Annotated in this window: 26 protein-coding genes and 1 pseudogene; 16 read left to right on the top strand and 11 right to left on the bottom strand. The window is 52.0% G+C overall.

Going from position 1 to position 25,171, the window contains the following annotated elements:
• Positions 1-3: 3 nt before the first annotated feature.
• Together speG and V5P19_RS06520 are read right to left on the bottom strand one after the other, a co-directional pair.
• A complete protein-coding gene (gene speG, locus V5P19_RS06525) occupies positions 4-564 on the bottom strand; it encodes a spermidine N1-acetyltransferase (protein ID WP_334401363.1) in 561 nt (186 codons plus the stop codon).
• Positions 564-902, bottom strand: coding sequence for a DUF1283 family protein (locus V5P19_RS06520; RefSeq protein WP_334401361.1), 339 nt, complete (start codon positions 900-902; stop codon positions 564-566). Before V5P19_RS06520 ends, speG begins: the two co-directional genes overlap by 1 nt.
• A 152-nt stretch (positions 903-1,054) precedes the next feature.
• Here V5P19_RS06520 and V5P19_RS06515 point away from each other — a divergent pair, with 152 nt between their 5' ends.
• The 5 genes from V5P19_RS06515 (at position 1,055) to V5P19_RS06495 (ending at position 6,880) form a co-directional block, all read left to right on the top strand.
• A complete protein-coding gene (locus tag V5P19_RS06515) occupies positions 1,055-1,381 on the top strand; it encodes a YnfA family protein (RefSeq protein WP_334401359.1) in 327 nt (108 codons plus the stop codon).
• A gap of 111 nt (positions 1,382-1,492) precedes the next feature.
• Entirely contained in the window at positions 1,493-2,707 is a 1,215-nt protein-coding gene (gene manD, locus V5P19_RS06510) for a D-mannonate dehydratase ManD (protein ID WP_334401357.1), read from the top strand.
• A gap of 13 nt (positions 2,708-2,720) precedes the next feature.
• The gene (locus tag V5P19_RS06505; RefSeq protein ID WP_334402712.1) at positions 2,721-3,740 is read left to right on the top strand and encodes a Zn-dependent oxidoreductase; all 1,020 of its coding nucleotides are present in this window, start codon (positions 2,721-2,723) and stop codon (positions 3,738-3,740) included.
• A gap of 73 nt (positions 3,741-3,813) precedes the next feature.
• Positions 3,814-5,193, top strand: coding sequence for an MFS transporter (locus V5P19_RS06500; protein WP_334401355.1), 1,380 nt, complete (start codon positions 3,814-3,816; stop codon positions 5,191-5,193).
• A gap of 223 nt (positions 5,194-5,416) precedes the next feature.
• Positions 5,417-6,880: a mannitol dehydrogenase family protein gene (locus tag V5P19_RS06495; RefSeq protein ID WP_334401353.1), complete on the top strand. Its 1,464-nt coding sequence runs from the start codon at positions 5,417-5,419 to the stop codon at positions 6,878-6,880.
• A gap of 43 nt (positions 6,881-6,923) precedes the next feature.
• Here V5P19_RS06495 and ydfZ read toward each other — a convergent pair whose 3' ends face one another.
• Positions 6,924-7,127 carry a putative selenium delivery protein YdfZ gene (gene ydfZ, locus V5P19_RS06490; RefSeq protein ID WP_334401350.1) on the bottom strand — a complete coding sequence of 68 codons (204 nt, stop codon included), beginning with the start codon at positions 7,125-7,127 and terminating at the stop codon, positions 6,924-6,926.
• A gap of 289 nt (positions 7,128-7,416) precedes the next feature.
• Between ydfZ and V5P19_RS06485 the strand changes: the two genes are divergently transcribed.
• Positions 7,417-7,848, top strand: a complete 432-nt coding sequence (locus V5P19_RS06485) for a universal stress protein (RefSeq protein ID WP_334401348.1) — start codon at positions 7,417-7,419, stop codon at positions 7,846-7,848.
• Positions 7,849-7,882: 34 nt separating this feature from the next.
• On the opposite strand, the gene V5P19_RS06480 is transcribed toward V5P19_RS06485, so the two are convergent.
• Together V5P19_RS06480 and ydfG are read right to left on the bottom strand one after the other, a co-directional pair.
• Positions 7,883-8,569, bottom strand: a complete 687-nt coding sequence (locus tag V5P19_RS06480) for a GntR family transcriptional regulator (RefSeq protein WP_334401346.1) — start codon at positions 8,567-8,569, stop codon at positions 7,883-7,885.
• A 90-nt stretch (positions 8,570-8,659) separates the two neighbouring features.
• Positions 8,660-9,406, bottom strand: coding sequence for a bifunctional NADP-dependent 3-hydroxy acid dehydrogenase/3-hydroxypropionate dehydrogenase YdfG (ydfG, locus tag V5P19_RS06475; protein WP_334401344.1), 747 nt, complete (start codon positions 9,404-9,406; stop codon positions 8,660-8,662).
• 143 nt (positions 9,407-9,549) lie between these two features.
• Here ydfG and dcp point away from each other — a divergent pair, with 143 nt between their 5' ends.
• The 3 genes from dcp to V5P19_RS06460 all read left to right on the top strand — a co-directional run bounded on the left by dcp (position 9,550) and on the right by V5P19_RS06460 (position 14,183).
• A complete protein-coding gene (gene dcp, locus V5P19_RS06470; protein WP_334401342.1) occupies positions 9,550-11,583 on the top strand; it encodes a peptidyl-dipeptidase Dcp in 2,034 nt (677 codons plus the stop codon).
• Between the two features lie 85 nt (positions 11,584-11,668).
• Positions 11,669-12,925: a mechanosensitive ion channel domain-containing protein gene (locus V5P19_RS06465; protein ID WP_334402710.1), complete on the top strand. Its 1,257-nt coding sequence runs from the start codon at positions 11,669-11,671 to the stop codon at positions 12,923-12,925.
• A gap of 58 nt (positions 12,926-12,983) precedes the next feature.
• Positions 12,984-14,183 (top strand): MFS transporter, encoded by a 1,200-nt coding sequence (locus tag V5P19_RS06460; protein ID WP_334401341.1) that lies wholly within the window; start codon positions 12,984-12,986, stop codon positions 14,181-14,183.
• A 27-nt stretch (positions 14,184-14,210) separates the two neighbouring features.
• On the opposite strand, the gene V5P19_RS06455 is transcribed toward V5P19_RS06460, so the two are convergent.
• The 4 genes and pseudogenes from V5P19_RS06455 to V5P19_RS06440 form a co-directional block, all read right to left on the bottom strand.
• On the bottom strand, positions 14,211-15,200 hold the full coding sequence (locus V5P19_RS06455; protein ID WP_334401339.1) for a 2-hydroxyacid dehydrogenase: 990 nt from the start codon (positions 15,198-15,200) through the stop codon (positions 14,211-14,213).
• Positions 15,201-15,533: 333 nt separating this feature from the next.
• Positions 15,534-15,773 (bottom strand): DinI family protein, encoded by a 240-nt coding sequence (locus V5P19_RS06450; protein WP_334401337.1) that lies wholly within the window; start codon positions 15,771-15,773, stop codon positions 15,534-15,536.
• 129 nt (positions 15,774-15,902) lie between these two features.
• A pseudogene (locus V5P19_RS06445) lies at positions 15,903-16,046 on the bottom strand (deoxygluconate dehydrogenase); the annotation flags it as partial.
• A 278-nt stretch (positions 16,047-16,324) separates the two neighbouring features.
• On the bottom strand, positions 16,325-17,050 hold the full coding sequence (locus V5P19_RS06440) for a type 1 glutamine amidotransferase (RefSeq protein ID WP_334401335.1): 726 nt from the start codon (positions 17,048-17,050) through the stop codon (positions 16,325-16,327).
• A 119-nt stretch (positions 17,051-17,169) separates the two neighbouring features.
• On the opposite strand from V5P19_RS06440, the gene V5P19_RS06435 reads away from it, so the two are divergent.
• Positions 17,170-17,943, top strand: coding sequence for a helix-turn-helix transcriptional regulator (locus tag V5P19_RS06435; protein ID WP_334401333.1), 774 nt, complete (start codon positions 17,170-17,172; stop codon positions 17,941-17,943).
• Between the two features lie 192 nt (positions 17,944-18,135).
• Here the strand turns inward: V5P19_RS06435 and V5P19_RS06430 are convergent, their stop codons facing one another.
• Entirely contained in the window at positions 18,136-19,134 is a 999-nt protein-coding gene (locus V5P19_RS06430) for an NAD-dependent epimerase/dehydratase family protein (protein ID WP_334401331.1), read from the bottom strand.
• A gap of 96 nt (positions 19,135-19,230) precedes the next feature.
• Here V5P19_RS06430 and V5P19_RS06425 point away from each other — a divergent pair, with 96 nt between their 5' ends.
• Both V5P19_RS06425 and V5P19_RS06420 read left to right on the top strand, forming a co-directional pair.
• Positions 19,231-20,139, top strand: coding sequence for a LysR family transcriptional regulator (locus tag V5P19_RS06425; protein WP_334401329.1), 909 nt, complete (start codon positions 19,231-19,233; stop codon positions 20,137-20,139).
• Positions 20,140-20,183: 44 nt separating this feature from the next.
• Complete coding sequence (locus V5P19_RS06420) at positions 20,184-20,591, top strand: cell envelope integrity TolA C-terminal domain-containing protein (protein ID WP_334401327.1); 408 nt, start codon at positions 20,184-20,186, stop codon at positions 20,589-20,591.
• Positions 20,592-20,708: 117 nt separating this feature from the next.
• Here V5P19_RS06420 and V5P19_RS06415 read toward each other — a convergent pair whose 3' ends face one another.
• On the bottom strand, positions 20,709-21,092 hold the full coding sequence (locus tag V5P19_RS06415) for a Rid family hydrolase (protein ID WP_334401325.1): 384 nt from the start codon (positions 21,090-21,092) through the stop codon (positions 20,709-20,711).
• Positions 21,093-21,503: 411 nt separating this feature from the next.
• Here V5P19_RS06415 and V5P19_RS06410 point away from each other — a divergent pair, with 411 nt between their 5' ends.
• From V5P19_RS06410 to V5P19_RS06395, 4 genes are all read left to right on the top strand, one after another.
• Positions 21,504-22,481 carry an MFS transporter gene (locus V5P19_RS06410; protein ID WP_334401323.1) on the top strand — a complete coding sequence of 326 codons (978 nt, stop codon included), beginning with the start codon at positions 21,504-21,506 and terminating at the stop codon, positions 22,479-22,481.
• A complete protein-coding gene (locus tag V5P19_RS06405; RefSeq protein ID WP_334402708.1) occupies positions 22,430-22,756 on the top strand; it encodes an MFS transporter in 327 nt (108 codons plus the stop codon). Before V5P19_RS06410 ends, V5P19_RS06405 begins: the two co-directional genes overlap by 52 nt.
• Before the next feature lie 106 nt (positions 22,757-22,862).
• On the top strand, positions 22,863-23,567 hold the full coding sequence (locus tag V5P19_RS06400; protein ID WP_334401321.1) for a hypothetical protein: 705 nt from the start codon (positions 22,863-22,865) through the stop codon (positions 23,565-23,567).
• 266 nt (positions 23,568-23,833) lie between these two features.
• Positions 23,834-25,171, top strand: coding sequence for an MFS transporter (locus V5P19_RS06395; RefSeq protein WP_334401320.1), 1,338 nt, complete (start codon positions 23,834-23,836; stop codon positions 25,169-25,171).

The following is a 25,171-nucleotide window of genomic DNA, read 5'->3' as shown; positions in this document are numbered from 1 at the left end:
AGGCTACTGCGCGGTAGGTTTCAGCAGGCTGGCGCCTGACGACTTGTGTCCGGCCAGATGTTGATGCTGGAAGATACACATGCGGATGGTGTTACGGTACTCACCGTTAATAAAGAACTCGTGAATCAGTTCACCTTCAACCATAAAGCCAAGTTTACGGTAGATATGGATCGCTTTTTCGTTCTCTTTATCCACGATCAGATAAAGCTTGTAGAGATTCAGGACGTTGAATCCGTAATCCATTGCCAGCTTCGCCGCGCGTGAGGCGAGGCCTTTGCCCTGATGTTCAGGCGAAATGATGATCTGGAATTCTGCCCGACGGTGAACGTGGTTGATCTCAACCAGCTCCACCAGTCCGACTTTTTCGCCTTCACATTCCACGACAAAGCGGCGTTCACTCTGATCGTGGATGTGCTTGTCATACAGATCCGACAGCTCGACAAACGCTTCGTAAGGCTCTTCAAACCAGTAGCGCATGACGCTGGCATTGTTGTCGAGCTGGTGGACGAAGCGTAAATCTTCACGCTCCAGCGGACGCAGCTTAATATCCGATGCACCTGACATTACGGCGCAACCGTGCGGCCAGTGCGGCGATCCAGACAGCGGAGCGTGTTTGGCTCCCAGTAGGCATTAACGTTCGCACTTTGCTGGCACTTATCGCGCGCGTCAAAAGCGACGTCTTCTTTGTCCCACTCTTTTTCAACGCGGGTGTTCACCTTTTGGCGAAGGCTGCGGGTGTCATTCCATTGTTCTTTGTCCATCGCCGCATTCTGACGACTTTGCGCGCTATCACCAGACTCAATGATGAGTTTGCTGGTTTCTGCCGTTGCAGAGGCGGCAAAAGCGAAGGATGACAGTGCTAGCGCAGCAGTCAGACAAAGGCGTTTGCTTAATGATGTCATAGCATTTCCTTTTTTAATGAGTGCAGATAATCAGGTTATCCGATTCGAATTCTACACCATAGCGACATTACGGCATACCCGCAGAGCAGGTATGGAAAACGAAAGGGCATTATCGGGTATGATATCTAAATCAATCCTCACCTGACCTTAAAATGATCAAAACGACGCTGCTTTTTTTTGCCACCGCGCTGTGCGAAATCATCGGTTGCTTCCTGCCCTGGCTCTGGCTAAAAAAGGGGGCATCCATTTTGTTACTGGTACCGGCAGGTATTTCACTGGCGCTCTTTGTCTGGCTTTTAACCTTGCATCCGGCCGCCAGCGGTCGCGTTTACGCGGCATATGGAGGGGTCTATGTCTGCACCGCGCTGCTGTGGCTGCGCGTCGTTGATGGCGTCAAGCTCAGCGCGTACGACTGGGCAGGCGCGTTGATTGCGCTCTGCGGGATGCTAATTATTGTTGCTGGCTGGGGGCGCGCTTAAGCACCCTGATTTTGTGATCGCTCGCCGATTTTATGATCATTATACTTGTATGGTAGTAGTGCAGTTGCGTACATTTCCTTCATCACAACGAACGATGTAAGGAACGGGATCATGAAAATTGTCGGGGCTGAAGTCTTTGTTACCTGCCCGGGGCGTAACTTTGTCACCCTTAAAATTACCACCGATGAGGGGATCGTCGGCCTTGGCGATGCCACGCTAAACGGACGCGAACTTTCAGTTGCCTCTTATCTGAAAGACCACCTTTGCCCGCAGCTGATTGGCCGCGATGCGCACCGTATCGAAGATATCTGGCAGTTCTTCTACAAAGGCGCTTACTGGCGCCGCGGACCGGTTACCATGTCGGCGATTTCTGCCGTGGATATGGCGCTGTGGGATATTAAAGCCAAGGCAGCAAATATGCCGCTTTACCAGCTTTTGGGCGGTGCCTCCCGGGAAGGGGTGATGGTTTACTGCCACACCACCGGGCATAGCATTGACGACGTACTGGAAGATTATGCGCGTCATAAAGAGATGGGCTTTAAAGCGATCCGTGTTCAGTGCGGCGTACCGGGAATGAAAACCACCTACGGCATGTCTAAAGGAAAAGGGCTGGCGTACGAACCTGCCACTAAAGGTGACTTGCCTGAAGAACAGCTGTGGTCCACTGAAAAATACCTCGATTTCACCCCAAAACTGTTCGACGCGGTGCGCAGCCAGTTTGGCTTCAACGAACATCTTCTGCACGACATGCACCACCGCCTGACGCCAATCGAAGCCGCGCGTTTCGGCAAGAGCATTGAAGATTTCCGTATGTTCTGGATGGAAGATCCAACGCCTGCGGAAAACCAGGCGTGCTTCCGCCTCATCCGCCAGCACACCGTCACGCCAATTGCCGTGGGCGAAGTGTTTAACAGCATCTGGGACTGTAAACAGCTCATCGAAGAGCAGCTTATTGATTATATCCGTACCACCATTACCCATGCGGGTGGCATAACGGGCATGCGCCGCATCGCAGATTTTGCCGCGCTTTATCAGGTGCGTACCGGCTCACACGGCCCGTCAGATCTGTCGCCGATTTGCCACGCTGCCGCGCTGCATTTCGATCTGTGGGTACCAAACTTCGGCGTGCAGGAGTACATGGGGTACTCCGAGCAGATGCTGGAAGTCTTCCCGCACAGCTGGCGCTTTGATAATGGCTACATGCATCCGGGCGATAAGCCGGGCCTGGGCATTGAGTTTGACGAGAAGCTGGCTGCGAAATACCCGTACGATCCGGCTTACCTGCCGGTGGCTCGCCTGGAAGATGGCACCCTGTGGAACTGGTAAAGAGGAGTCAATGATGAAAAGCGTAGTGATTCATAAACCCAATGAACTGGTGATTGAAGAACGTCCACTTCCGACTCCAGCAGCAGGGGAAGTCCGCGTTAAAATCATGTTGGCGGGGATCTGCGGTTCAGACAGCCATATCTACCGTGGCCACAATCCTTTTGCTAAATATCCGCGCGTTATCGGCCATGAGTTCTTCGGCGTGATTGATGCCGTGGGCGAGGGCGTGGACGATGCACGATTCGGTCAGCGCGTCTCGGTGGATCCGGTGATCAGCTGCGGGCATTGTTACCCGTGCTCGGTGGGTAAACCTAACGTCTGCACCTCGCTGGTGGTGCTGGGCGTCCACCGTGACGGTGGCTTCAGCGAATACGCCGTCGTACCCGCAAAGAATGCCTGGCGAATCCCGGACGCTATTCCTGACAAACATGCCGTGATGGTGGAGCCTTTTACCATTGCTGCGAACGTCACGGGCCAGGCAAAACCTACCGAGCAGGACGTTGCGTTGATCTACGGCGCGGGCCCGATGGGGCTGGTCACGGTGCAGGCGTTGAAAGGCGTCTACAGGGTGAAGCAGGTTATTGTCGTCGATCGCATTGACGAGCGACTGGCGATGGCCCAGCGCAGCGGCGCGGATTGGGTGTTTAACAACGGCGAGCATTCGCTGCAGGCCGCCCTGGATGAAAAAGGCATCAAACCCACCTTAATCATTGACGCGGCCTGCCATCCGTCGATTCTGCAAGACGCGATCACCCTGGCTTCCCCGGCGGCGCGTATTGTGCTGATGGGCTTCTCCAGCGACCCAAGCCAGATTGTGCAGCAGGGGATCACCGGGAAAGAACTGTCGATATTCTCGTCACGCCTCAATGCTAACAAATTCCCGGTCGTCATCGACTGGCTGGAAAAGGGGCTTATCGACCCCGAAAAATTGGTTACCCATACCTTTGACTATCACCACGTTACAGACGCAATCGAACTGTTTGAGAAAGACCAGCGGCGGTGCTGCAAAGTCTTGCTCACGTTCGGCCAATAAAACAATACGCGGTTAAGAGCCTGCGCAGACAGGCTCTGAGTGGTACGCATCTTACCTTTTAGAGATAGCCATTATGACTCAAGCACAACCTCAAAGAACAACGTCAGATCTGGTAAAAGCCGCGGTATCCGGCTGGCTGGGCACTGCCCTGGAGTTTATGGATTTTCAGCTCTACTCGCTGGGCGCCGCACTGGTATTCCATGAAATCTTCTTCCCGGAACAATCCGCAGCAATGGCGCTGATTCTGGCAATGGGCACTTACGGCGCGGGCTATATCGCGCGCATTGTCGGGGCCTTTATCTTTGGCAGAATGGGCGACAGTATCGGCCGTAAGAAAGTGTTGTTTATCACCATTACCATGATGGGGATCTGTACCACCCTGATTGGCGTGCTGCCAACCTACGCGCAAATTGGTATTTTCGCGCCCGTGCTGCTGGTCACCCTGCGTATTATCCAGGGCTTGGGCGCCGGGGCGGAGATTTCCGGAGCAGGTACCATGCTGGCGGAGTATGCGCCGAAAGGGAAACGCGGCATTATCTCCTCGCTGGTCGCGATGGGGACCAACTGCGGGACGCTGAGCGCGACGGCAATCTGGGCGGTGATGTTCTTTGCCCTTGATCGCGAAGAGCTGATCGCCTGGGGATGGCGCGTACCGTTCCTCGCAAGCGTAGTGGTGATGATCTTTGCCATATGGCTGCGAATGAATCTCAAAGAGAGTCCAGTATTCGAGAAGGTAAACGACGCAGAAACGGCCGCACCGGTGGCGGCGCAGGAAACGTCTCTTGGCGCGATGTTTAAGAGTAAGTCATTCTGGCTGGCAACCGGGCTGCGCTTTGGCCAGGCTGGCAATTCGGGGTTGATTCAGACTTTCCTCGCTGGGTATCTGGTACAAACGCTGCTGTTTGATAAGGGCATTCCCACCGATGCGCTGATGATCAGCTCCATCCTCGGGTTTATCTCTATCCCGCTGCTGGGCTGGCTGTCGGATAAAGTGGGTCGTCGTCTGCCTTACATTATTCTCAATACCTCCGCCATTATTCTGGCCTACCCGATGCTGTCGATTATCGTCGATAAGAGCTACGCACCGGGCGTAATTATGCTTTCGATCATCGTTATCCATAACTTTGCGGTTCTGGGGCTGTTTGCGCTGGAAAACATCACCATGGCGGAAATGTTTGGCTCGCGTAACCGCTTTACCCGCATGGCTATCTCGAAAGAAGCAGGTGGCCTGATTGCGGTGGGCTTTGGTCCGGTGCTGGCAGGCATATTCTGCAATATGACTGGCTCCTGGTGGCCGATTGTCGTGATGCTGATCGCCTACTCCGTGATCGGTCTGATCTCCGCAATTCTGATGCCTGAGGTGCGTGACCGAGACCTGAGCGCGCCGGAAGATGCGGCCGAAGCGCCTCTGAGCGAAACGGTAGGTTACGGTGCACTCTCATCACGCCGTTGATGGTTTATATCTGTCGTGACCTGTCACACAACTTTGAATTCGTGTCACACCACATAGCCAAAAGTTAATATAAATCAATATCTGAAAATGAAGTGGCAGTATGGTTAATGGCAGAGTTTTTATACCCCAACTGCCATTCTAGTTGGTGTAGTCAGCATCCGCTGCCACCCCGTCAGGAGAGCGGCAGCGGATCCCAGCGTTCTTAAATTTACGAGTCATAATCATGGAAAACCGGTTACTACAGGCGAAAGCGACGCTTCCTCAGTACGATCGCGAAAGCCTCAAGGCACGCATTGTTCATTTAGGCTTCGGCGCTTTTCACCGCGCGCACCAGGCGGTCTACGCCGATATTCTTGCGGCTGAATACGGCAGCGACTGGGGTTACTGTGAAGTTAACCTGATTGGCGGCGAACAGCAGATTGCCGATCTTAAGGCGCAGGATAATCTGTACACCGTGGCAGAAATGTCAGCCGATGCGTGGACCGCACGCGTGGTCGGCGTCGTCAAAAATGCACTGCATGCGCAGGTCGATGGGCTGGAGACCGTGCTGGCGGCGATGTGCGAGCCGCAGGTGGCAATCGTATCCCTGACCATAACCGAGAAAGGGTACTGCCACTCTCCGGCAACCGGGCAACTGATGCTCGATCATCCGTTTATCGTCGCCGACCTGAAAAATCCACACCAGCCGAAATCGGCGCCGGGCGTGGTCGTTGAAGCCTTGGCACGTCGCAGGGCGGCAGGTTTACCGGCCTTCAGCGTCATGTCCTGCGACAACATGCCTGAAAACGGCCATGTGATGCGCAACGTCACCTGCGCCTATGCCCGCGCGGTAGACGGCGAGCTGGCTGACTGGATTGAAGCGCATGTTACCTTCCCATCGACCATGGTGGATCGGATTGTGCCTGCGGTGACGGCTGAGACGCTGGATAAAATCGAACAGCTTACGGGCGTACGCGATCCAGCGGGCGTTGCCTGCGAGCCGTTCCGTCAGTGGGTGATTGAAGATAACTTCGTTGCCGGACGCCCAGAGTGGGAAAACGCCGGGGCTGAACTGGTTTCCGACGTCATTCCGTTTGAAGAGATGAAGTTGCGCATGCTTAACGGCAGCCACTCGTTTCTGGCCTATCTTGGCTACCTTGCAGGTTATGCCCACATCAACGACTGCATGGAAGATGAAAACTACCGCCTGGCCGCGCGCGCGCTGATGCTCAACGAACAGGCGCCAACGCTGAAAGTCAAAGGTGTCGATTTAGCGCATTATGCCGATCTGCTGATCGCGCGCTACAGCAACCCGGCGCTGCGTCATCGCACCTGGCAAATTGCAATGGACGGCAGCCAAAAACTGCCGCAGCGAATGCTCGATTCCGTGCGCTGGCATCTGGTTCATCAGAAAAGCTTCCCGCTGCTGGCGCTGGGCGTGGCAGGCTGGATGCGTTATGTCGGCGGTGTGGACGAGCAGGGCAGCGCCATCGACGTAAGCGACCCGCAGCTGGCGGCGATTCAGGCTGCAGTGAACGGCAGCGCCGAGGGCGAAAGCCGCGTGAAAGCGCTGTTGAGCATCGAGGCTATTTTCGGTAAAGAGTTGCCGCGTGACGCGGCGTTTGTGGATGCGGTAATGAAGGCGTATCAAACGTTACTGCAAAAAGGCGCAAAAGCAACGGTGGCGCAGCACGCGGCACAGCTGTAATCCATCACATGCCGCCGTTCTCGGCGGCATGTCTTCACACCGATTAATGCATACCCAGACGAATCAGCTCGATAGGTTCGAACTTACCTTCGCATCCTTCCACTTCTACCGTTTTGCTGCGGCGCACCTGCGCGGCGTCCAGCCCATCGCTATGGATCGCTTTAATCACGCCGAACTGGCCGGTGCCGTTAATCATTACGCGGCTTCCAGTGGTGATTGCATTACGGTTACGGTCGTATGTCATCATGGTATTTTCTCCTCTCCAACGTATTCGCTACGGCGTTATTTTGGCTCGGCCGTTCACGGGGCATAATAATTACACCTGTCCGCGTCAAATTTATTTGTTTTTGATCAAACTTACACTTTTTTGGCTGTCATTGGCGCGCGCTGACGCTTCAGAACGTTACTTTACAAAGCGGACAGTTATTTTCCTTTATTGATAGTTTCTACGGCTGAGTGTTGAGGGGCCGTTTATATTCCTGATGGCATTATCGGATCAGGAAATAATCCTCTCATTGGAATAAGGAGTCAGGCTTATGTACAAGAAGATTTTGATGCCTGTTGATGTGTTTGAAATGGACTTAAGCGATAAAGCCGTGCGCCACGCGGCCAATCTGGCGAAGGTGGAAGGTGCCTCCATTACCCTGGTGAACATTCTGCCTAATAGTAGCCGCTCGTTGCTCCGCGGGTTCAACGCTGATATCAAGAAGTTCGAAGAGTATATGACCGCTGAGTCTGAGAAGAAAATGAACTCGCTGAAGCGGCTCTTTGATATCGCTCCGGAGAATATTCACTGCAAAGTGTGTTTCGGTAACGTGCGCGATGAAATTATCAAACTGAGCAAAGAAGATGAATATGACGTGATCGTCATCGGCTCGAAAAACCCAAGCATTACAACCCATTTGCTGGGGTCGAATGCTGAATCTATCCTGCGCTACGCGACTATTCCGGTATTAGTTGTCCGTTAATTATTTCGCCGCAACCGAAGGGGAGCGGCGAAAGTTACTCTTCGCTGAACCACTCGCTGTTTTCCTGACGAATTAACTGTACGGATTCGCTAATTTCCTGCAGGTGCAAGGTCATTGCTTTTTCTACGCCATCACTGTCGCGTTTTTCCAGCGCAGTGAAAATATCATGATGCTGGCGGAGCAACATTTCCGGCGGGGAAACGTGATCTAGGCTCATATAGCGCACGCGGTCTATAGTGGCTTTGATGTTTTCAATGGTGTCCCACGCCAGCTGACACTCTGCAATTTGTGCCAGCTTCTGATGGAACTCGTCGTCGAGCAGGAAAAAATCGTTCAGCTGTTTACGATCGATCGCAATACGCTGCTGATGCAGATTCTGTTCCAGTAAATAGCACTGGTTATCATCAATCATCGATGCCGCACGACGCGCCACCGCGCATTCAATCGCCTGGCGTACAAAGCAGCCGTTGCGCACCTGAGAAAGCGAGATTTTGTTCACATAGCTGCCGCGCTGCGGGCGGATTTGAATCAGACCGTTCTCGGCAAGCTTAATAAACGCTTCACGCACCGGCTGACGAGAAACGTCAAAACGTACCGACACCTCTTTTTCAGAGAGGGGCGTACCTGGGGGAATCAGGCAGTGGACAATGTCACGACGCAGAATACGGTAGATTTGCTGATTAACGGGTTGGGTAGGGTTGAGTTGCGATTCAGCGGCCATAGGTTGTGGTTTCTCAGAGAGTTAACCTGTATATACTACCATTCTTTTCCCTGCCAGCCCATACCCGGCCCGCAGGCCGGGAAGGGCAAACTACCCGCGATGGACGTTAAGTCCGGCAAAGCTCTGGCTGACTGGCATCATTTCTACGGTGTTGATATTGACGTGCTTAGGCAGGGTCGCAACCCACCAGACCGTTTCAGTGATATCTTCCGCGGTCAGCGCATTGGCGTTTTCGTAGGTTTTATCCACTTTTGCGTCATCACCCTTGAAGCGCACGTTGGAAAACTCTGTCCCGCCAACCAGTCCTGGCTCAATATCGGTTACGCGGATAGCGGTGCCGTGCAGGTCGGTGCGCAGGTTAAGACTGAACTGGCGCACAAACGCTTTCGTTGCGCCATACACGTTACCGCCCGCATAAGGCCAGCTGCCGGCCGTAGAGCCGATATTGATCACGTGGCCGCGATTGCGCTCAACCATGCTCGGCAGTACGGCACGGGTCATATACACCAGGCCTTTGTTGTTTGTGTCGATCATGTTTTCCCAGTCTTCAACGCTGGCCTTGTGGGCCGGTTCCATGCCCAGCGCCAGACCGGCGTTGTTAACCAGCACATCGATGTCGCGCCATTCGGCAGGCAGATTCGCCATCATCTCTTCAATTGCTGCACGGTTACGGACGTCCAGCTGTGCGGTCAGGATGCTGTCGCCTAATTCATCCTTTAACTCCTGCAAACGTTCCTGACGACGACCGGTAGCAATCACCTTGTGTCCGTTGGCGACGAAGCGACGCGTGATGCTTTCACCAAAACCCGCTGTCGCCCCGGTAACTAATATAATCATCTCACTGTTCCTCAACGCTTTTTGTGTTGTATTAACATAGCACGCTCTCCGGCACGTCGTTAAGGCAACATTTGTATGACGGCATTGCAGGCAATGGCTGACTGGCCTACTCTGGGGAGATATACCGTTCCCAGGAGTAAAAGATGTCGGTCAACAATCCTTTTTTTGATATCAGCCTGTTGCCTTACCAGGCTCCGCGTTTTGACGAAATCAACGATAGCCACTATCGTCCGGCATTTGATGAAGCCCTGCGCCAGAAGCGGGCTGAAATAGAGACCATTTGTGCCCAAACCGCGCCCCCCGATTTCGACAACACCGTGCTGGCGTTGGAAAAAAGCGGTGCCATGCTGTCACGCGTCAGCAGCGTTTTCTTCGCCATGACCTCCGCGCACACCAATGATTATTTACAAGAGTTGGATGAGCAGTTCTCGACCGAACTGGCCGGGCTGGCGAACGATATCTGGCTTAACAATACGCTTTTTTCCCGCGTCGAGCGTGTCTGGCAGGCGCGTGAGTCGCTGGATGCCGAATCCCGCCGTCTGGTGGAAGAGACCTATCAGCACTTTGTGTTGGCCGGTGCGCGCCTCAGTGATGCAGAAAAAGCAGAGCTTAAAACGCTGAATACCGAGTCCGCTTCTCTGACCAGCCAGTTTAATCAGCGCCTGTTGGCCGCGAACAAGGCGGGTGGGCTGGTCGTCAATGATGTACATCAGCTAGAGGGGCTGAGCGCAGACAACATTGCCAATGCCGCGCAGGCTGCAGCAGAGAAAGATCTCCACGATCGCTGGCTACTGCCACTTCTGAATACCACGCAGCAACCTGCACTTTCCTTGCTTCGTGACCGTCAGACGCGCGAAAGCTTGTTTAAAGCAGGATGGGAACGCACCCAGAAGGGGGATGAAAACGATACCCGCGAGCTTATTCTGCGTCTTACCGCGCTGCGCGCGCGCCAGGCTCAGCTGCTGGGCTTTGACGATTACGCCAGCTGGAGTATTGCCGATCAAATGGCGAAAACGCCTGCCGCCGCGCTGTCATTCATGCGCGATATCGTCCCCGCAGCACGGGCAAGAGCGGAGCGTGAACAGGCTGATATTCAGAACGTAATTGATGACGAGCAGGGCGGGTTCAGGGTGCAGGCCTGGGACTGGTCATTTTATGCCGAGCGCGTCCGGCTGGGAAAATACGCTCTGGACGAATCGCAGATCAAGCCTTACTTCGCGCTCAACACCGTGTTGCATGACGGCGTATTCTGGGCGGCCAGCCAGCTTTTTGGCATTCGTTTTGTCGAGCGGTTTGATATACCTGTCTATCACCCGGATGTTCGCGTGTGGGAAATTTTTGACCACACCGGTGAAGGCATGGCGCTGTTCTACGGTGATTTCTTCGCCCGCGATTCAAAAGGAGGCGGGGCATGGATGGGCAATTTCGTTGAGCAATCCTTTGAGTTTGCCGCGCGCCCGGTGATTTACAACGTCTGCAACTATCAGAAACCGGCTAACGGGCAGGCCGCGCTTATCTCCTGGGATGATGTCGTCACGCTGTTCCACGAGTTCGGCCATACGCTGCACGGCCTGTTCGCCAGCCAGCGTTATGCCGCGCTCTCCGGCACCAACACCCCGCGTGATTTTGTTGAATTCCCGTCACAAATCAATGAGCACTGGGCCAGCCATCCGCAGGTGTTTGCCCACTATGCTCGTCACTATGAGACAGGTGAACCGATGCCGGAGGCGTTGCGGGATAAAATGCTAAACGCGACCCAGTTCAACAAAGGCTACGACATGACGGAGCTGCTGAGCGCGGCGCTGCTTGACATGAACTGGCACGGGATCCGCGAAGCCGTGGATAACGTTGAGGACTTTGAAGCCGCAGCGTTGAAAAAAGAGGGGCTGGATCTTCCCTCCGTGCCGCCGCGATATCGCAGCAGTTACTTCGCCCATATTTTTGGCGGCGGTTATGCCGCGGGCTATTACGCCTACCTGTGGACGCAAATGCTGGCGGACGACGGCTATCAATGGTTTGTTGAACAGGGTGGATTAACGCGTGAAAACGGGCAGATATTCCGCGATGCGATCTTATCCCGCGGCAACAGTTCAGATTTGGCGGAGCTTTATCGCCAGTGGCGCGGCCACGACCCCCGTATCGAGCCTATGCTGGCGAATCGCGGGTTGAGCGCGTAGGGAGAGTATGGTTAGGATAGAGAGCCGGGCGTAATGCCCGGCGTGAGTATATTTATAGAGTAGGAAGCGAAGCAGGTGAGGGATGATGGCGTATTTGGATGATTTATTGACGTTTATTGAGAGCAATCCGGCACTTGCTATCGGTTTTAACATCATACTGCTGATTATTTCAGGCTTTTTTGCACATATCATGTGCAAATTCCTGTTAATCAAAGTCGTGAGAAGGGTGTTCTTTTCGAGCCATAAACAGGACGTTCCGTTAGAAAAAGATCGTCGAATTGCTGAAAAATTATCCAACTTCGTCCCGGTTCTTATTGTTTATTACGTTCTGCAGTTTATGCCGAATATGCCGGCGTCATTGGTTACGGCAATAAATACCATTTGCGGTATATTGTTCTTTGTTTTTTCGTCGGTATTTTTCAATGAGATGTTAGATATAGTTAATAGCTCATATTTGCGAAAAACCAAGCGGAAAAATCACTCCATAAAAGGGTATATCCAGATAGGGAAAATTTTAGTACACATCATTGCTGCCATTATGATACTTGCCGTGATGTCTAATAAATCCCCTGCAATTATCATATCCAGCCTTGGTGCGGTTGCTGCGGTACTCATGTTAGTCTTCCAGCACACGTTACTGTCGCTCGTGGCCAACGTTCAGCTGTCATCAAATGACGTACTTCAACTGGGTGACTGGATTGAAATGCCGGATAAAAACCTCAGTGGCGAAGTGACTGACATTGCGTTGCACACGATTACCATACGTAACTGGGATAACACTATCTCACGTATACCAACGAAAAATTTCCTGACTGAGACCTATACCAACTGGCAGGCAATGTTCTCATCAGGTGCGCGCAGGATTATGCGTAGCACGACCATCGACCAGCATTCGGTCACTTTCCTGAATCAGGATATTCTTGCACCCATGCTTGCGATACGTGGCGTGAATGAACCGCTTGCAAAGCTGCTCGACGGGCGGGACCCAATGGGGGTGGCGGACAGCTGGTTTGTTGATAATGGACTGACGAATTTAACGCTGTTTCGCCATTATATGATGGCCTACCTTGCTGAAAGAGCCGATATTATTAAGGATATGTACATCGTGGTCAGAACATTGAAACCCTCGGCATCCGGGATCCCGCTGGAGATTTACTGCTTTACCACATCAACGATGTGGATGGATTATGAAAATACGCAATCCGCTATTTTTGAGTATATTACCGCTGTCGTTGAAAAGTTCTCCCTCCGTTTGTATCAGTATCCGGCCGGGCACGATTTCTGGCGTTTATCGCAGGAAAGCACTAATCGAAAGAGTGAACAGCGGCAGGGTGATGCTTAATCACGCTGTATTTAAGGCGATCGTGTAGGTGCAGCTAAACATGCAAAAGGCAGGAAGTATGTCTGTTCGTTCACTGCGGGCATTGTGCCTGACGAGCTTTTTTATTGCCGATGTACGGGATGGGCTCGGTCCTTTTCTCGGTATCTTTCTAACAGAGCGCCACTGGGCACCCGACGATGTAGGGTTACTGATGACGGTCGGTGGCCTGGCAGGATTACTGGCAACGCTTCCTGCAGGGTTTATTACTGATACCTCACGAAACAAGCGCGCCGTGCTGGCCCTCCTTTGTCTGATGATCACCGCGAGTACGCTTCTGCTCTGGTTTAGCCAGCAAACGGGTATTGTCGCCATCTCGCAAATTGTCACCGGGATCTGCGCTGCATTTGTGGGGCCTCTTATTACCGGTATTACGCTGGGTCTGACGGGACAACGCGGATTTAGCGCGCAGATGGGGAAAAATGAAGCATTCAATCATGCCGGTAATTTCGTCACGGCCCTGATGGCAGGAGGCATTGCCTGGTTCTGGGGCGTCGGCGGGATTTTCCTGCTGATGACCTGCACCACGCTGCTAACGCTCTGCGCGCTGCTCGCGATTCGCAACAAGGATATCGACAACAATGCGGCGCGAGGGCTCGCGTCATCCGAACCTCAGGCGGTGCCTGGTTTTGCTGTGCTGATAAAAAACAGAGCGCTTTTTATCACCGGACTGACGTTGCTGTTGTTCCATCTGGCGAATGCAGCGCTGCTGCCCATGCTCAGCATGAGAATTGCTGCCGCCCCCGCGACGATGAATCCGGGTTTATTCGCCGCGGCAACGGTCATTATTTCTCAGGCCGTGATGATCCCGGTGGCTATCTGGGTCTCTGGCCGAATCGAACGCTACGGCTACTGGCGCTTGATCCTTCTGGCGCTGCTCATCATGCCTGTGCGTGCAGCGCTTGCCGCATCCACTGACGCGCCGTTAATGATGGTGCCGGTACAGATTATGGATGGGCTTGCCGCCGGGATTCTGGGGGTCGTGGTGCCGTCGTTTATCGTGGTGCTTTTGCGCGGGAGCGGGCACATTAACGCCGGTCAGAGTGTCGTGATGCTAATGCAGGGGGGTGGGGCAGCAATGAGTCCGGCGCTAACGGGGGCGATAGCCGGTTATTACTCATTTGCTACTGCGTTTGAGGTGCTTAGCGCCATCGCCGTTGCAGCACTCCTGCTGTGGTGGTGCTGCGCCGAGCGGGCTTACGAAACGTATGAGGCCGGGTGAGGATCGCCTACACCCGGCACAACAGGCTTACACGATCGCGTTAGGGCACGCTTCACCCTTTTCGAGCTGCTGCAAATTACCCAGCGTGGTCTCTGAAATGCTGATTAATGCTTCAGCCGTCAGGAATGCCTGATGACCGGTGAACAGCACGTTATGGCATGCAGACAGGCGGCGGAACACGTCGTCCTGAATGACGTCGTTCGATTTATCTTCGAAGAACAGATCGCGTTCGTTCTCGTACACGTCCATTCCCAGCGCGCCAATTTTCTGGGTTTTCAGCGCTTCAATCGCCGCCTGAGAGTCAACCAACCCGCCGCGGCTTGTGTTGATGATCATCACCCCGTCTTTCATTTGGTCGAACGCTGACTGGTTAAGCAGATGGTAGTTTTCCGGCGTCAGCGGACAGTGGAGGGAGATCACGTCGGACTGGGAGAACAGCGTGGGCAGATCGACATACTCCACACCCAGCTCCAGCGCGGCCGCACTTGGGTATGGATCAAACGCCAGCAGGCGCATGCCAAAGCCTTTCAGAATGCGAAGGGCCGCCACGCCGATTTTGCCGGTGCCAATGACCCCCGCGGTTTTGCCGTGCATGGTAAAACCGGTCAAGCCTTCCAGCGAGAAGTTCGCATCGCGGGTACGTTGATAAGCACGGTGAATGCGACGGTTCAGCGACATCATCATACCGATCGCATGCTCAGCGACCGCCTCGGGAGAATACGCCGGCACGCGAACCACCTTCAGCCCTAACTCTTTGGCTGCATCGAGATCCACGTTGTTAAAGCCAGCACAGCGCAGGGCGATGTACTTCACGCCGTGGTTTTTCAATTCTTCTAACACCGGACGGCTGCCGTCGTCGTTCACAAAGATGCAGACAGCTTCACAACCGTGCGCCGTTTTGGCGGTTTTCTCGGTGAGCAGAAAGTCGAAAAATTCGAGTTCGAACCCGTAAGCCTCGTTAACATGTTGCAGATACTTTTTGTCGTACTGCTTTGTGCTATATACCGCGAGTTTCATAAGGCTTTCTCCAGTGATTTTACATTCACGTTAGCATGATTAAAATAATCTGACAATTCATAAAATATTATTGAATTCAATAGGTTCTATCGATTATTTTAGATCATCTATACCCATTGACTCTATGATATTTAAACTACACACTTTCTAATGGTGAATGTATCCCGTGGGCAGAGGGTAGGCTAATGTTAAACGCTGGGAGGGTAAGCAGGGCGCGAAGATTATGAAGTTGCACTTTGTACAAGCAATTTTAAGCAAATGAAAAATCAAAGCGTACAGGCAGGCATATCATCAAGTGACGGCCTGCGTATATTACGTGCAGGGGAATAAAGACTACGCCTCAAGCCACATATCTGCTTCTTCAAACATTTCCTGAACGGCTCTGCTGATCTGCTCTTTCTCATGTTTACTGGCGTCGGTATTGATCGCCGGCAACGTCATCATCGGTTTAACCCGAACCTCGGCATCAGGGAAGATTCGATGCACTCTTTTAGTCAGTTCGCCAAGAATGATGTCTCTTGCGCCAGGTAAACCATCAAAATTCCTTTTGTCATAAACGAGTTCCACAAACATGCTTAACGCCTCTTAATGGGATATCGCTTTATTATATACTGTATGGACAACCAGTATCAATGTGGGTGAGTGTATTAAGCGATTTTATTCCCCTCGCGCAGGGCCTGCCCTTCGGCGGCTGCGTGAAAGTCAACATTCGAGGTCTTCGCGAGTGGGGCCTTGGAAGTAAATCGTGCTGATATGGCAGGTACGGGGCTGAGTCAACAGAAAGCGTACCGTTTCCCAGACCGATCGCCCGTTCAATAAATTTTCTCTCATTTGGGACGAATTATCCCTTAGCGCATTTTGATGCTGCAGTTTTTTGAATATCCTCAGTCCGCCGCGCACTAAAAACCACGTCGACCCCTTCGCGTGCCAGCCAAACACACCGTGCTTGACCAAATCCTCCACCTCCACCTCATTATTGAGCTGATAAAGTTTTTACTGAGATAGATGCCTCTGCGGGTATGTAAGGAAAGGTGCATCTCACTGTTAGTCATGTCGTTGCGCCTGGCGGTCTGCTTCACAACATTAGCTGACGCTGAAACTATTACCCGGCGGCAGGCATTGCATTATGCCTGAACTGCTTTGTAATGAGCCTCCAGCTTATCCAGGAAGCCAAAGAGTATCTGATTCATTTCACTGTAGTCGTGCGCTCGGAGTTCTTCAGGCGTGTTAACGAAACGGTATTCTGAAGCAAAGCTCAGGTCTTTCTCAGCGTGCGCGATCAGCAACTCAACAATATCCAGCGTGAACTCCATGTGGCACTGAAAACCAAAGACGCGGTCTGAATATAAAACGATCTGGCGCGGACAGCCTTCACTATACGCGATAATTTTTGCTTCCGGAGTCAGACCCGGCATGTCGTTATGCCAGTGCCCAACTTCCAGGGTTTTCGTAAAGTGAGAGAACATCGCCTCCTTGCTGCCGTCTTCTGTCAACGTGAGCGGGAATTTACCGATCTCTTTTTCAGGACTGTGAGAGAACGAAGCGCCCAGCGCTTCACCAATTAGCTGTGAGCCGAGGCAGATACCGATCACGGCCTTACCGGCTTTAATCGCTGAAGCAATCAGCGCCTGTTCACCTTTAGAATCGAAGTGTGGGCACTCTTCAAGAGTAGTAGATGGATCTTGCGGACCGCCCATAACAATAAGGAAATCGATGTGCTCGGCATCAGGAGGTAGCGCATCGCCTGCGTATACGCGTGAGTAAGTCACTTCATGACCTTGGTTTCTTGCCCACATTTCATAAGCCCCTGGGGCTTCAAAACTTTCATGCACGATGAAGTGTACTCGCATTGGGATAAGCTCCTGTTATATCTATAATGATCAGAATTATAAATAACTCACCCATCCAATAGGGTTATGCTCTGGGTGGCTACAATTTCGATATCATAATTGCAGGGGCTAAATCTGAAATGCCAGGAAGTATAGATAAAGCGCCAAGACATGATGAAGCAACAGGCTGGTCAACCACAGCGATAAGCTACCAACGTGGAGAGGCAGACCCACCCCATCATCATGTTGAGGGACAGCTACTTTTCGCTAGCAGGGGGGTTATGCTGGTTGAAACGGAGCGTGACCGCTGGGTAATACCTCCTCAACGTGCATTATGGCTGCCTCCTCTTCAGATCCACAGTTACAATCTGCTTTCACAAACAGACCTACGGGCTATCTATTTCAGCAGCAGCCTTATCGCAGAATGCACGAATTTCACGAAGAGTAATCAGGTGCATGTGATTACTGCCACGGCATTGGTGAAAGAGCTGATAGCCGGGCTATTCAGTGAGGACTACCACAGGCCGAGTCAACGGAAAATGGCTCTATTGCTTCTGGAAATCCTCAGCGAGGCTCCACCTTTAACTACGGAGCTACCAATGCCGCATGATGAAAGATTATTCAGGGCGGCCAGAGAGCTACTTGTTAATCAGCGCTGGGAAACGTCGCTGAGCGATCTGGCTTTTATCGCGGCCATGTCTGAACGTACATTTACGCGATTGTTTATTAAGGATACTGGCTTTAGTTATAGAACATGGAAGCAGAGAGCCAGAATTTGTGCTTCGTTAGATCTCCTCGCGAATGGCATCCCAATCAAACAGGTCGCTTACCAGCTTGGTTTCTCATGCCCGGCGGCATTTACGGCTGCTTTTCGTTTCATTTTGGGCTCAACGCCACGCGATTTTTTACCTTAATCTCTGTCAGAAAGGGGCAACCATACTAAAATCTCGGGTGATCCAACCTCTGTTGGACCATAAGAACCGGGAAAGCACAGTCCGTTATCTGGGTGTTGAAGTCGATGATGCGCTGGCGGTTTCTGAATTGATTGAAGTCTAAGGCTGCAACAGCAGCCCTGTGCCATAAGCGACGTTGGCGTCACCCCTCTTCTAGGTTCTAGCCAATGGTGATGAAGGCATATCTGTATTTTCAAGGCAACCGAGACCCTGTAATGTCATACGGACAGCTTCATCAAGAGGGGTGTGCGGCTCGGCACCTAAAAACGTCACGAGTTTCGTATTGTCCAGGCGGACCGATTGACGCCACAGATACCGCATTTCCAAAAGTTCGCGCAAGGTTGCGTTGAAAGGTGCAGCCATGTACATGAACCACCACGGAAATGAGTGTATTTTGGCAACACCGCCATAGTGTGCTGTGATGCGTTGTATCGCTCTGACCATTTCGCTGCCGTCGGGATCCCAGTGACCTTGCATATGAAAGCGCGCAAAGGGATCAAGCTCCTCACGTCGTGCCAGCAATGCAGCAATAGTTTTCGCGATATCAGGTAAATAGGCCCACTGATGGCCTGTTTCCGGCGTACCAGGATTGGAAATGACCTTGGGCAACGTGCCGGGCTTGATCAAACCCTGAGAAAACCAGTTATTACCCGCGTGTGGACCGAAAAAATCCCCCGCGCGAACGATTAAGACCCGTCCGCCGCGCTGTGAATAGGCCTCAAGTTCTTTCTCCATTTGTACCCTGATCGCGCCTTTCTTTGTGACCGGACTCTGCTGAGCATCTTCTCGTAACAGCGGGAAGGCATCAGGGCCATAGTTGTAAACAGTACCAGGAAGCACTATCAAGGCGTTATTTCGTTCTGCTGCGCCGATCGTGTTGCGCAGCATAGGCAACACAAGATGCTGCCAGTTTCGGTAGCCGGGTGGGTTGACGGCGTGGACGATCACGTTGCAGCCTTTCGCCGCAGCGGCGACGTGTCCACTGTCAAGAGCATCGCCTGCTAGCCACTGGATTTCGCCCTTATGTTCGCGTCCATGACGTCCTCGTGTTAATGCACGTACCTCCCATTTTTCACGAATGAGTTGGCGAGCAGTTTCACCACCAATACCGCCTGTAGCGCCAAGGATTAAGACCTTCCCGCTGGTTTCCATAGAGTTTGCCTCTTTGCTGATTTGAGATTGACAGCGTACGTACCGGCAGAGCTAAATGGAATTGCATATCATAATAGGGCAGGTATACAAATTTGTATGAATACATCGATTCCATGGGAGTGGTACCGAACATTTTTGGCCGTGCTAAGAGAAGGGTCACTTTCCGGTGCTTCGCGCATGCTGGGTATCACGCAACCAACGGCAGGTCGGCATATAGCCGCGCTGGAGACTGCCCTTGGCCAGGTGTTGTTCACGCGTTCGCAAACGGGCCTGCTGGCAACTGACACCGCACAGGCGTTGAGGATACATGCCGAAGCGATGGAGAGCACGGCTAGCACGCTGGAGCGTACAGCAGCCAACTTTGGTGCTAACAGCACGTCTATTCGTGGTGTAGTACGTATCTCCGCAAGTGAGGTCATTGGCGTCGAGGTACTACCGCCACTCATTGCGCAGCTCAGGGAGTCCAACCCGCAAGTCACTATTGAATTGGTTCTGTCCAACCGGGTTCAGGATTTACTGCATAGAGAAGCAGAAATTGCTATACGGATGACGACGCCAATACAGGAGCAGCTTATTGCGCGTCGCGTTGGTCGCATTGAACTCGGTCTACACGCGTCCACTGCTTATCTTGCCCGACATGGCGCGCCTGACAGTACCGAAGATCTGCTGAAGCATGCGCTGGTTGGTTTTGATCAGAATACGCCTTTCATCCGATACGCATTGAAAAAATACCCGCAGCTAAACCGGGATCTCTTTTCTATGCGCACTGACAGCGACGTGGCTCAGCTGAGTCTTATTCGCGCCGGTGCAGGCATCGGCATATGCCAGGTGCAACTTGCCAATGGACATATTCCACTACAGCGGATACTTCCCCATTTTTTTTCGTTATATCTTGATACCTGGCTCGTCATGCACGAAGACCTGCGTAATAGCCGGTGCTGTAAATTAGTTTTCGATGTTCTGGCAAGGGGATTAGAGGAATATATCTCCCAAAAGCGGCCGTAAAAATGCCAATATGGTGATGATTTAAATGGATTGAGAAATAAGAAATGGGATCGTCTGAGCCAATAAAGAAAATCGTTATGCTAACCATTGTGGTCAGCCTGGCTGCGGGATGCGCGCCGTTACATCCTTCCGGCTGCCATAAGACCACAGCAACGGGGAGTTGCAGTTCAGGACGCTGGGATGATCGGGATGAATGGGGCGCGCAAGCGCGGGCAATCAGGGCGGCAATAAATGCCGAACTTAACGATCCACCATACTGGAAAGGGAAAAAATGCAGGTTGCATATTGAATTTGCTCAGGATGGCACGGCACTACACATATCCACCAGCAACGGTAATAAAGCCTATTGCGAAGCGATAAAATCAGCAGCCTACAAGGCCAAATTCCCGGCCTTCAACAATCCGGAAGTCTTTAGAGATTTTCAAAAAGCCGGGTTCAATATGGGCGATTAGCAACGCAATGACTCTATAAACGACCGCTCTTTGCTTATCACCCTCGTCCTCATTATCGGCTTATCCGCGTCAAGCAAGGAGCGGGCGGTACACTCCTTTTTGAGACGCGTTCCGACACTATTTTTTGGCCACAATCCGCATTTCCACGAGGGCATTCTCCGGAATAAACGCTACTACGCCAATGGCGGACCACGCTGGGTAAGGGGCCTTCACATACTCATCTTTTACTTTAGAAAAAACGTCGATATGTTTTTTAAGATCAATATGGAAGGTGGTCATTTCAAGAATGTGTTCATAGCTTAGGCCGGCGGCGTTTAAATACCCCCCAAGCTTATAAAACGCATCATGAAATTGCTCTTCAGGATGCTTACTTATAGGTTTGTCCTTACGCGCTGCGGTAACACCTGAAAGATACACGGTACCATCGGCTTCAATAACGGGAGAAAAGTGCCAATCATTGAAGTAATGTTGAAATTCTTCCGGAACTATCGATTTTTTCATGTTTTCTCTCAGGTTGATCGCTTAATAAATACCTGCATATTGCCTGGCAAAGAGCCACAAGCTTTCAGGATACTCTTAGCATAATAAGGTGACTTTCACTACGTTTGCCGTTCTCGGCCTGCACCAGCCAAGGGCTCAGAAGAGGTGGGATCGTGAAGGTTTTAAGGCCTCTCAACCGATAGCCAGCCATGGATACCGTTTACTTTGGTATTAACTGCCACATTTTGTGATCCGATTCATCCTTTCCCTTATATTTCTCTGCAGCAAGGACCCATCACGTCATATGCTAGTGAATTAAACATTTAATTAACATTTTTATTGCGGGCGCCAGTGAATAATTTTATTAATATTTAGAGGTTTATGTTTACGTATGATTTTATATGTTAATAAAATTAATCATTGGGATGACTTATGACAACAAAACCCGCCGCGGAGGTTTGTGCGGCACCGGGGCTATTCCGAACGCTAAAAACGTTCCCGGCGACTGTGCATGCACTGCTCTTTTTTACGTTCGTTATACGGTTTAGCTATTTTATGGCGTGGCCCTTTATCGCGGTGATCATGACGCAAAACTACCATATGTCGCCGATCGCTATTGGCGTGGCGATGACCAGCAGCGCGTTGATTTCAGTGGTGCTCGGTATGTATGGTGGCCAAATTTCGGACAGATTAGGACGGCGAATCATACTTCTGCTGGGCTGCGGATTTTCCGCTGTGGGATATATCATTCTGGCGCAGGCTGCCGGGATGGGGATGTTTATAGCTGGCCTGATGATCATCGGCGTTTGCTTTGCGTGGGTTGATCCCCCCGTGCGTGCACTGATGAGCGATCTGCTTGGCGATCGCCGCCGCCGCGCGCTAGCCCTTCAAATGCGTTACTACTTGATCAACGTCGCGGCGGTGTTTGGTCCGCTGGTGGGAATAGTCTTTGGCCTGACGTCCCAGAAAGGGACATTCCTGATAACCGGACTGAGCTATCTGCCGTTTTTCGTCTATGTCCTGCTGTTTATCCCCACGGGTAAACTGCTTGGCGAACAGCAGGCAGACAGCGCATCTGTGGTCAAGCTGCACCAGGTGATGGGGATAATCGGCAGAGATAAAATTTACATTGCGGCACTGCTGTGCAGCATTTTGTGCTCTGTTGTTTTTATTCATTACGAAGCCGTTTTGCCTCAGTACCTGATGCTACTTGACAGCAACGCGGCGGTGAAATTGATTACCTTCATACTGGTCACTAATGCCTGTACCGTGCTGTTATTCCAAAGTTTTATTATGCGTTTTCTGGCGCAAGTCAACCTGCCAAAACGCATTTTACTGGGTGGCGCAATTTTCGCCTTATCGCAGCTCTGCTTTTTGCAACACGCTCAACGGACGTTTGGGCATGGCTGACGGTCACAGCCGTGTTCAGCATGGGGGAAGCGATACTGATGCCGAATCTGAACATTTTGCTGGATCAGCTAGCGCCTGCAGAGCATCGCGGGGCCTATCTTGGCGCTTCAACGCTATCAACGCTGGGGGTCGCTATCGGGCCATTAATAGGCGGCGTGATGCTGGCCATGACGGGGGCGGGCGTATTTATCTGCACGGCATTCCTTAGCCTACTGTTGTGTGCAATTATTTTCATATGCAGGAGCGGTATGCTGAGACGTCTGCAGGATTCATAGTAAAAGAGGAGTCAGGCGTGAGGGCGTATGCAAAGTCTATCATGTCTGACCGACATACCATTATTAATCAATCCTCTGCGTTAACATTTTTGCCACAAGGTCGGTCATGAAAGCAGTAAGCCTGCAAAACTTGTATCTTTCTGCAAACGCGAACACCCTCGCACTGTGGGCGAAAAATGCAGGGATCGGGAAAATCAGAGCCGAAAACTATTACGATCCGCTAAAGCTCGCTCTTTCTGCGGGCATACAGCCTCCTGCACCCGTTTATGTCTTACGTCTTATTGAGGAACTGAAGCGACTCACAAAGGAGGATCCGCATGCCGATGTTCTGCCAGCACAAGGTTTTCATTTTACTTTCTTACCCCTGACCCTGCCGCTGTATGAAGTCAACGCGCTATTGCCAGCAAAAGTGGATCAATTGACCACTCTTTGGGCTGGGTTTCATGGGAAAAAAATCGTTATCCGGGATCTTCGGTTAGTTGCTTTGCCCAGCCAGCTGTTGCTTGCAGGGATCCCTGAGCCTCCGGCGATAGACATGCGCCAGTCATTTTGCGAAAAGGTTCTGGAGTCTGACTGGAAAGATGAATTGCTGATGCGGCATACCGGCAGCCCTTTACCCGCGCCATTCTGGCACAGCACGCTTCTGCGCTACAGCGCTGCATTTTTACCCGGAACCGTGCGTCAATTTTTTATTGAACGTCAGACCATTAATTTCGGTGATGTTGCCGGCGAACTGACGTTAGCGAAGATCAATTACAACTGGACAACATGTTACCCCGTACAGGTTTTAACGGGAAAGCACAGTATGTAAGCAGTAAATTTTATCTAACGTATTGAAGAAACATTCTTTTTTATTAGTGCTTAACATTCCCCCGGCGTTAACGACCCGAAGCATCTGTGATTCACCTCTTATTTACATCATTTAAACCAATCGATAACTGGATAAAAACGCGGCAGCCTCGTTATAGTAGTTTTGTTAAATGAAACAGAGTTGTACCAAGTACAACTAGCCGAAGTGACTTATTTCATCTGAACATCGTTTTCCTGATAAACATAATGAAACCCTGCGAGGAAACAATGACCGATCAATTACCCAACAGCGCAACCTATGACGAAGCGCTTGAAAAAGAGACCATGCGGCGGGTTATCTGGCGCATTCTGCCTTTCCTGGTTGTGAGCTACCTGGTTTCGATTATTGACCGTGGGAATATAGGTATGGCTGCGCTACAGATGAATGAGGATCTGGGCCTGAGTAAGGCGGCCTTTGGGTTCGCCAGCAGCCTGTATTTTGTGGCCTACTTTATCTTTGAGGTGCCCAGCAACCTGGCAATGCAGAAGGTGGGAGCACGATTGTGGATCCCGCGTATTATGATCAGCTGGGGGCTGGTCTCTATGTGTATGGCGCTGGTGCAAAATACGACCTCACTGTATATCGTCCGTTTTTTGCTGGGTGCTGCGGAAGCGGGCTTTTTTCCGGGCGTGGTGCTCTATCTTACCTGGTGGATCCCTTCACGCTATCGCGCGCGCATAATCGCCTCCTTTATGGTGGCCATTCCGCTGGCTAACTTTATCGGTTCACCACTTTCAGGGCTGATATTAACCCTGGATGGATGGTTCGGGCTGCGCGGCTGGCATCTGTTATTCATTATTGAAGGGCTGCCAGCGGTGCTGCTGGGGATCGCCGCGTTTTTTATACTGCGGGACCGTCCTCATCAGGCCGCCTGGTTAACCGATCGACAGAAAGCGTGGCTTGAAAATACGCTTAATACGGAGCGCCAACAGCAGAAACCGATCGGGCACACCACCACATGGCAACTGTTGAAGCACCGCCAAATCTGGCTCATGGCACTTATTTATGCCGGCGCTTCGTCAGCGGGCACCACGCTTAGCGTCTGGTCTCCGCAGCTGCTGAAATCTTTCCATCTTGATAATTTGACCACCGGACTGCTGAATGCCATACCCTATGGCCTGGCCTCGGTGATCATGATTTTTTGGGGACGCAGTTCGGACCGGAACAATGAGCGTCGCTGGCACACGGCTCTTACCCTCTTTTTGATTGCGGCTGGCGTGTTCGCGGCGTTTATCAACCTGTCGCTACCGGCCACCATTATGATCCTCAGTACCATCCTGATTGGTGCTTATGCGATGAAGGGGCCGTTCTGGGCGCTGGCCTCGGGCTGGATGAGCAGCACTTCAGCAGCAGCAGGACTGGCGGCAATCGGCGCGATAGCCAACCTGATTGGCGGAGCAGTGATGGTGAATGCCTATGGCATTATTAATGAACGTACGGGAAGCCCTACGCTTGCGATGTTGCCGCTGGCTGGCTTGTGTTTGGCAGGCGGAATCGCCGTGCTGACAATGGGACGCCGCTACTCGCAGCCTGCCGGTCAGGAAAAACAGGTGACGCATCACTGA

The organism is Enterobacter sp. UNJFSC 003, from assembly GCF_036903355.1.
In the GTDB taxonomy this organism is placed as follows: domain Bacteria; phylum Pseudomonadota; class Gammaproteobacteria; order Enterobacterales; family Enterobacteriaceae; genus Enterobacter.
This window is presented reverse-complemented; position numbering and strand designations above follow the sequence as displayed.

What these genes read in the sequence shown, in the direction of transcription:
- V5P19_RS06395 (WP_334401320.1), top strand. Translation starts at nt 23,834, where the DNA reads ATGACCGATCAATTACCCAACAGCGCAACCTATGACGAAGCGCTTGAA.
- V5P19_RS06430 (WP_334401331.1), bottom strand. Translation starts at nt 19,134, where the DNA reads ATGGAAACCAGCGGGAAGGTCTTAATCCTTGGCGCTACAGGCGGTATT.
- V5P19_RS06410 (WP_334401323.1), top strand. Translation starts at nt 21,504, where the DNA reads ATGACAACAAAACCCGCCGCGGAGGTTTGTGCGGCACCGGGGCTATTC.
- V5P19_RS06450 (WP_334401337.1), bottom strand. Translation starts at nt 15,773, where the DNA reads ATGTTTGTGGAACTCGTTTATGACAAAAGGAATTTTGATGGTTTACCT.
- V5P19_RS06515 (WP_334401359.1), top strand. Translation starts at nt 1,055, where the DNA reads ATGATCAAAACGACGCTGCTTTTTTTTGCCACCGCGCTGTGCGAAATC.
- V5P19_RS06480 (WP_334401346.1), bottom strand. Translation starts at nt 8,569, where the DNA reads ATGGCCGCTGAATCGCAACTCAACCCTACCCAACCCGTTAATCAGCAA.
- V5P19_RS06505 (WP_334402712.1), top strand. Translation starts at nt 2,721, where the DNA reads ATGAAAAGCGTAGTGATTCATAAACCCAATGAACTGGTGATTGAAGAA.
- V5P19_RS06420 (WP_334401327.1), top strand. Translation starts at nt 20,184, where the DNA reads ATGGGATCGTCTGAGCCAATAAAGAAAATCGTTATGCTAACCATTGTG.
- ydfG (WP_334401344.1), bottom strand. Translation starts at nt 9,406, where the DNA reads ATGATTATATTAGTTACCGGGGCGACAGCGGGTTTTGGTGAAAGCATC.
- dcp (WP_334401342.1), top strand. Translation starts at nt 9,550, where the DNA reads ATGTCGGTCAACAATCCTTTTTTTGATATCAGCCTGTTGCCTTACCAG.
- V5P19_RS06435 (WP_334401333.1), top strand. Translation starts at nt 17,170, where the DNA reads ATGCCAGGAAGTATAGATAAAGCGCCAAGACATGATGAAGCAACAGGC.
- V5P19_RS06520 (WP_334401361.1), bottom strand. Translation starts at nt 902, where the DNA reads ATGACATCATTAAGCAAACGCCTTTGTCTGACTGCTGCGCTAGCACTG.
- V5P19_RS06500 (WP_334401355.1), top strand. Translation starts at nt 3,814, where the DNA reads ATGACTCAAGCACAACCTCAAAGAACAACGTCAGATCTGGTAAAAGCC.
- V5P19_RS06460 (WP_334401341.1), top strand. Translation starts at nt 12,984, where the DNA reads ATGTCTGTTCGTTCACTGCGGGCATTGTGCCTGACGAGCTTTTTTATT.
- V5P19_RS06465 (WP_334402710.1), top strand. Translation starts at nt 11,669, where the DNA reads ATGGCGTATTTGGATGATTTATTGACGTTTATTGAGAGCAATCCGGCA.
- manD (WP_334401357.1), top strand. Translation starts at nt 1,493, where the DNA reads ATGAAAATTGTCGGGGCTGAAGTCTTTGTTACCTGCCCGGGGCGTAAC.
- V5P19_RS06415 (WP_334401325.1), bottom strand. Translation starts at nt 21,092, where the DNA reads ATGAAAAAATCGATAGTTCCGGAAGAATTTCAACATTACTTCAATGAT.
- ydfZ (WP_334401350.1), bottom strand. Translation starts at nt 7,127, where the DNA reads ATGATGACATACGACCGTAACCGTAATGCAATCACCACTGGAAGCCGC.
- V5P19_RS06455 (WP_334401339.1), bottom strand. Translation starts at nt 15,200, where the DNA reads ATGAAACTCGCGGTATATAGCACAAAGCAGTACGACAAAAAGTATCTG.
- V5P19_RS06425 (WP_334401329.1), top strand. Translation starts at nt 19,231, where the DNA reads ATGAATACATCGATTCCATGGGAGTGGTACCGAACATTTTTGGCCGTG.
- V5P19_RS06485 (WP_334401348.1), top strand. Translation starts at nt 7,417, where the DNA reads ATGTACAAGAAGATTTTGATGCCTGTTGATGTGTTTGAAATGGACTTA.
- V5P19_RS06440 (WP_334401335.1), bottom strand. Translation starts at nt 17,050, where the DNA reads ATGCGAGTACACTTCATCGTGCATGAAAGTTTTGAAGCCCCAGGGGCT.
- V5P19_RS06495 (WP_334401353.1), top strand. Translation starts at nt 5,417, where the DNA reads ATGGAAAACCGGTTACTACAGGCGAAAGCGACGCTTCCTCAGTACGAT.
- V5P19_RS06400 (WP_334401321.1), top strand. Translation starts at nt 22,863, where the DNA reads ATGAAAGCAGTAAGCCTGCAAAACTTGTATCTTTCTGCAAACGCGAAC.
- speG (WP_334401363.1), bottom strand. Translation starts at nt 564, where the DNA reads ATGTCAGGTGCATCGGATATTAAGCTGCGTCCGCTGGAGCGTGAAGAT.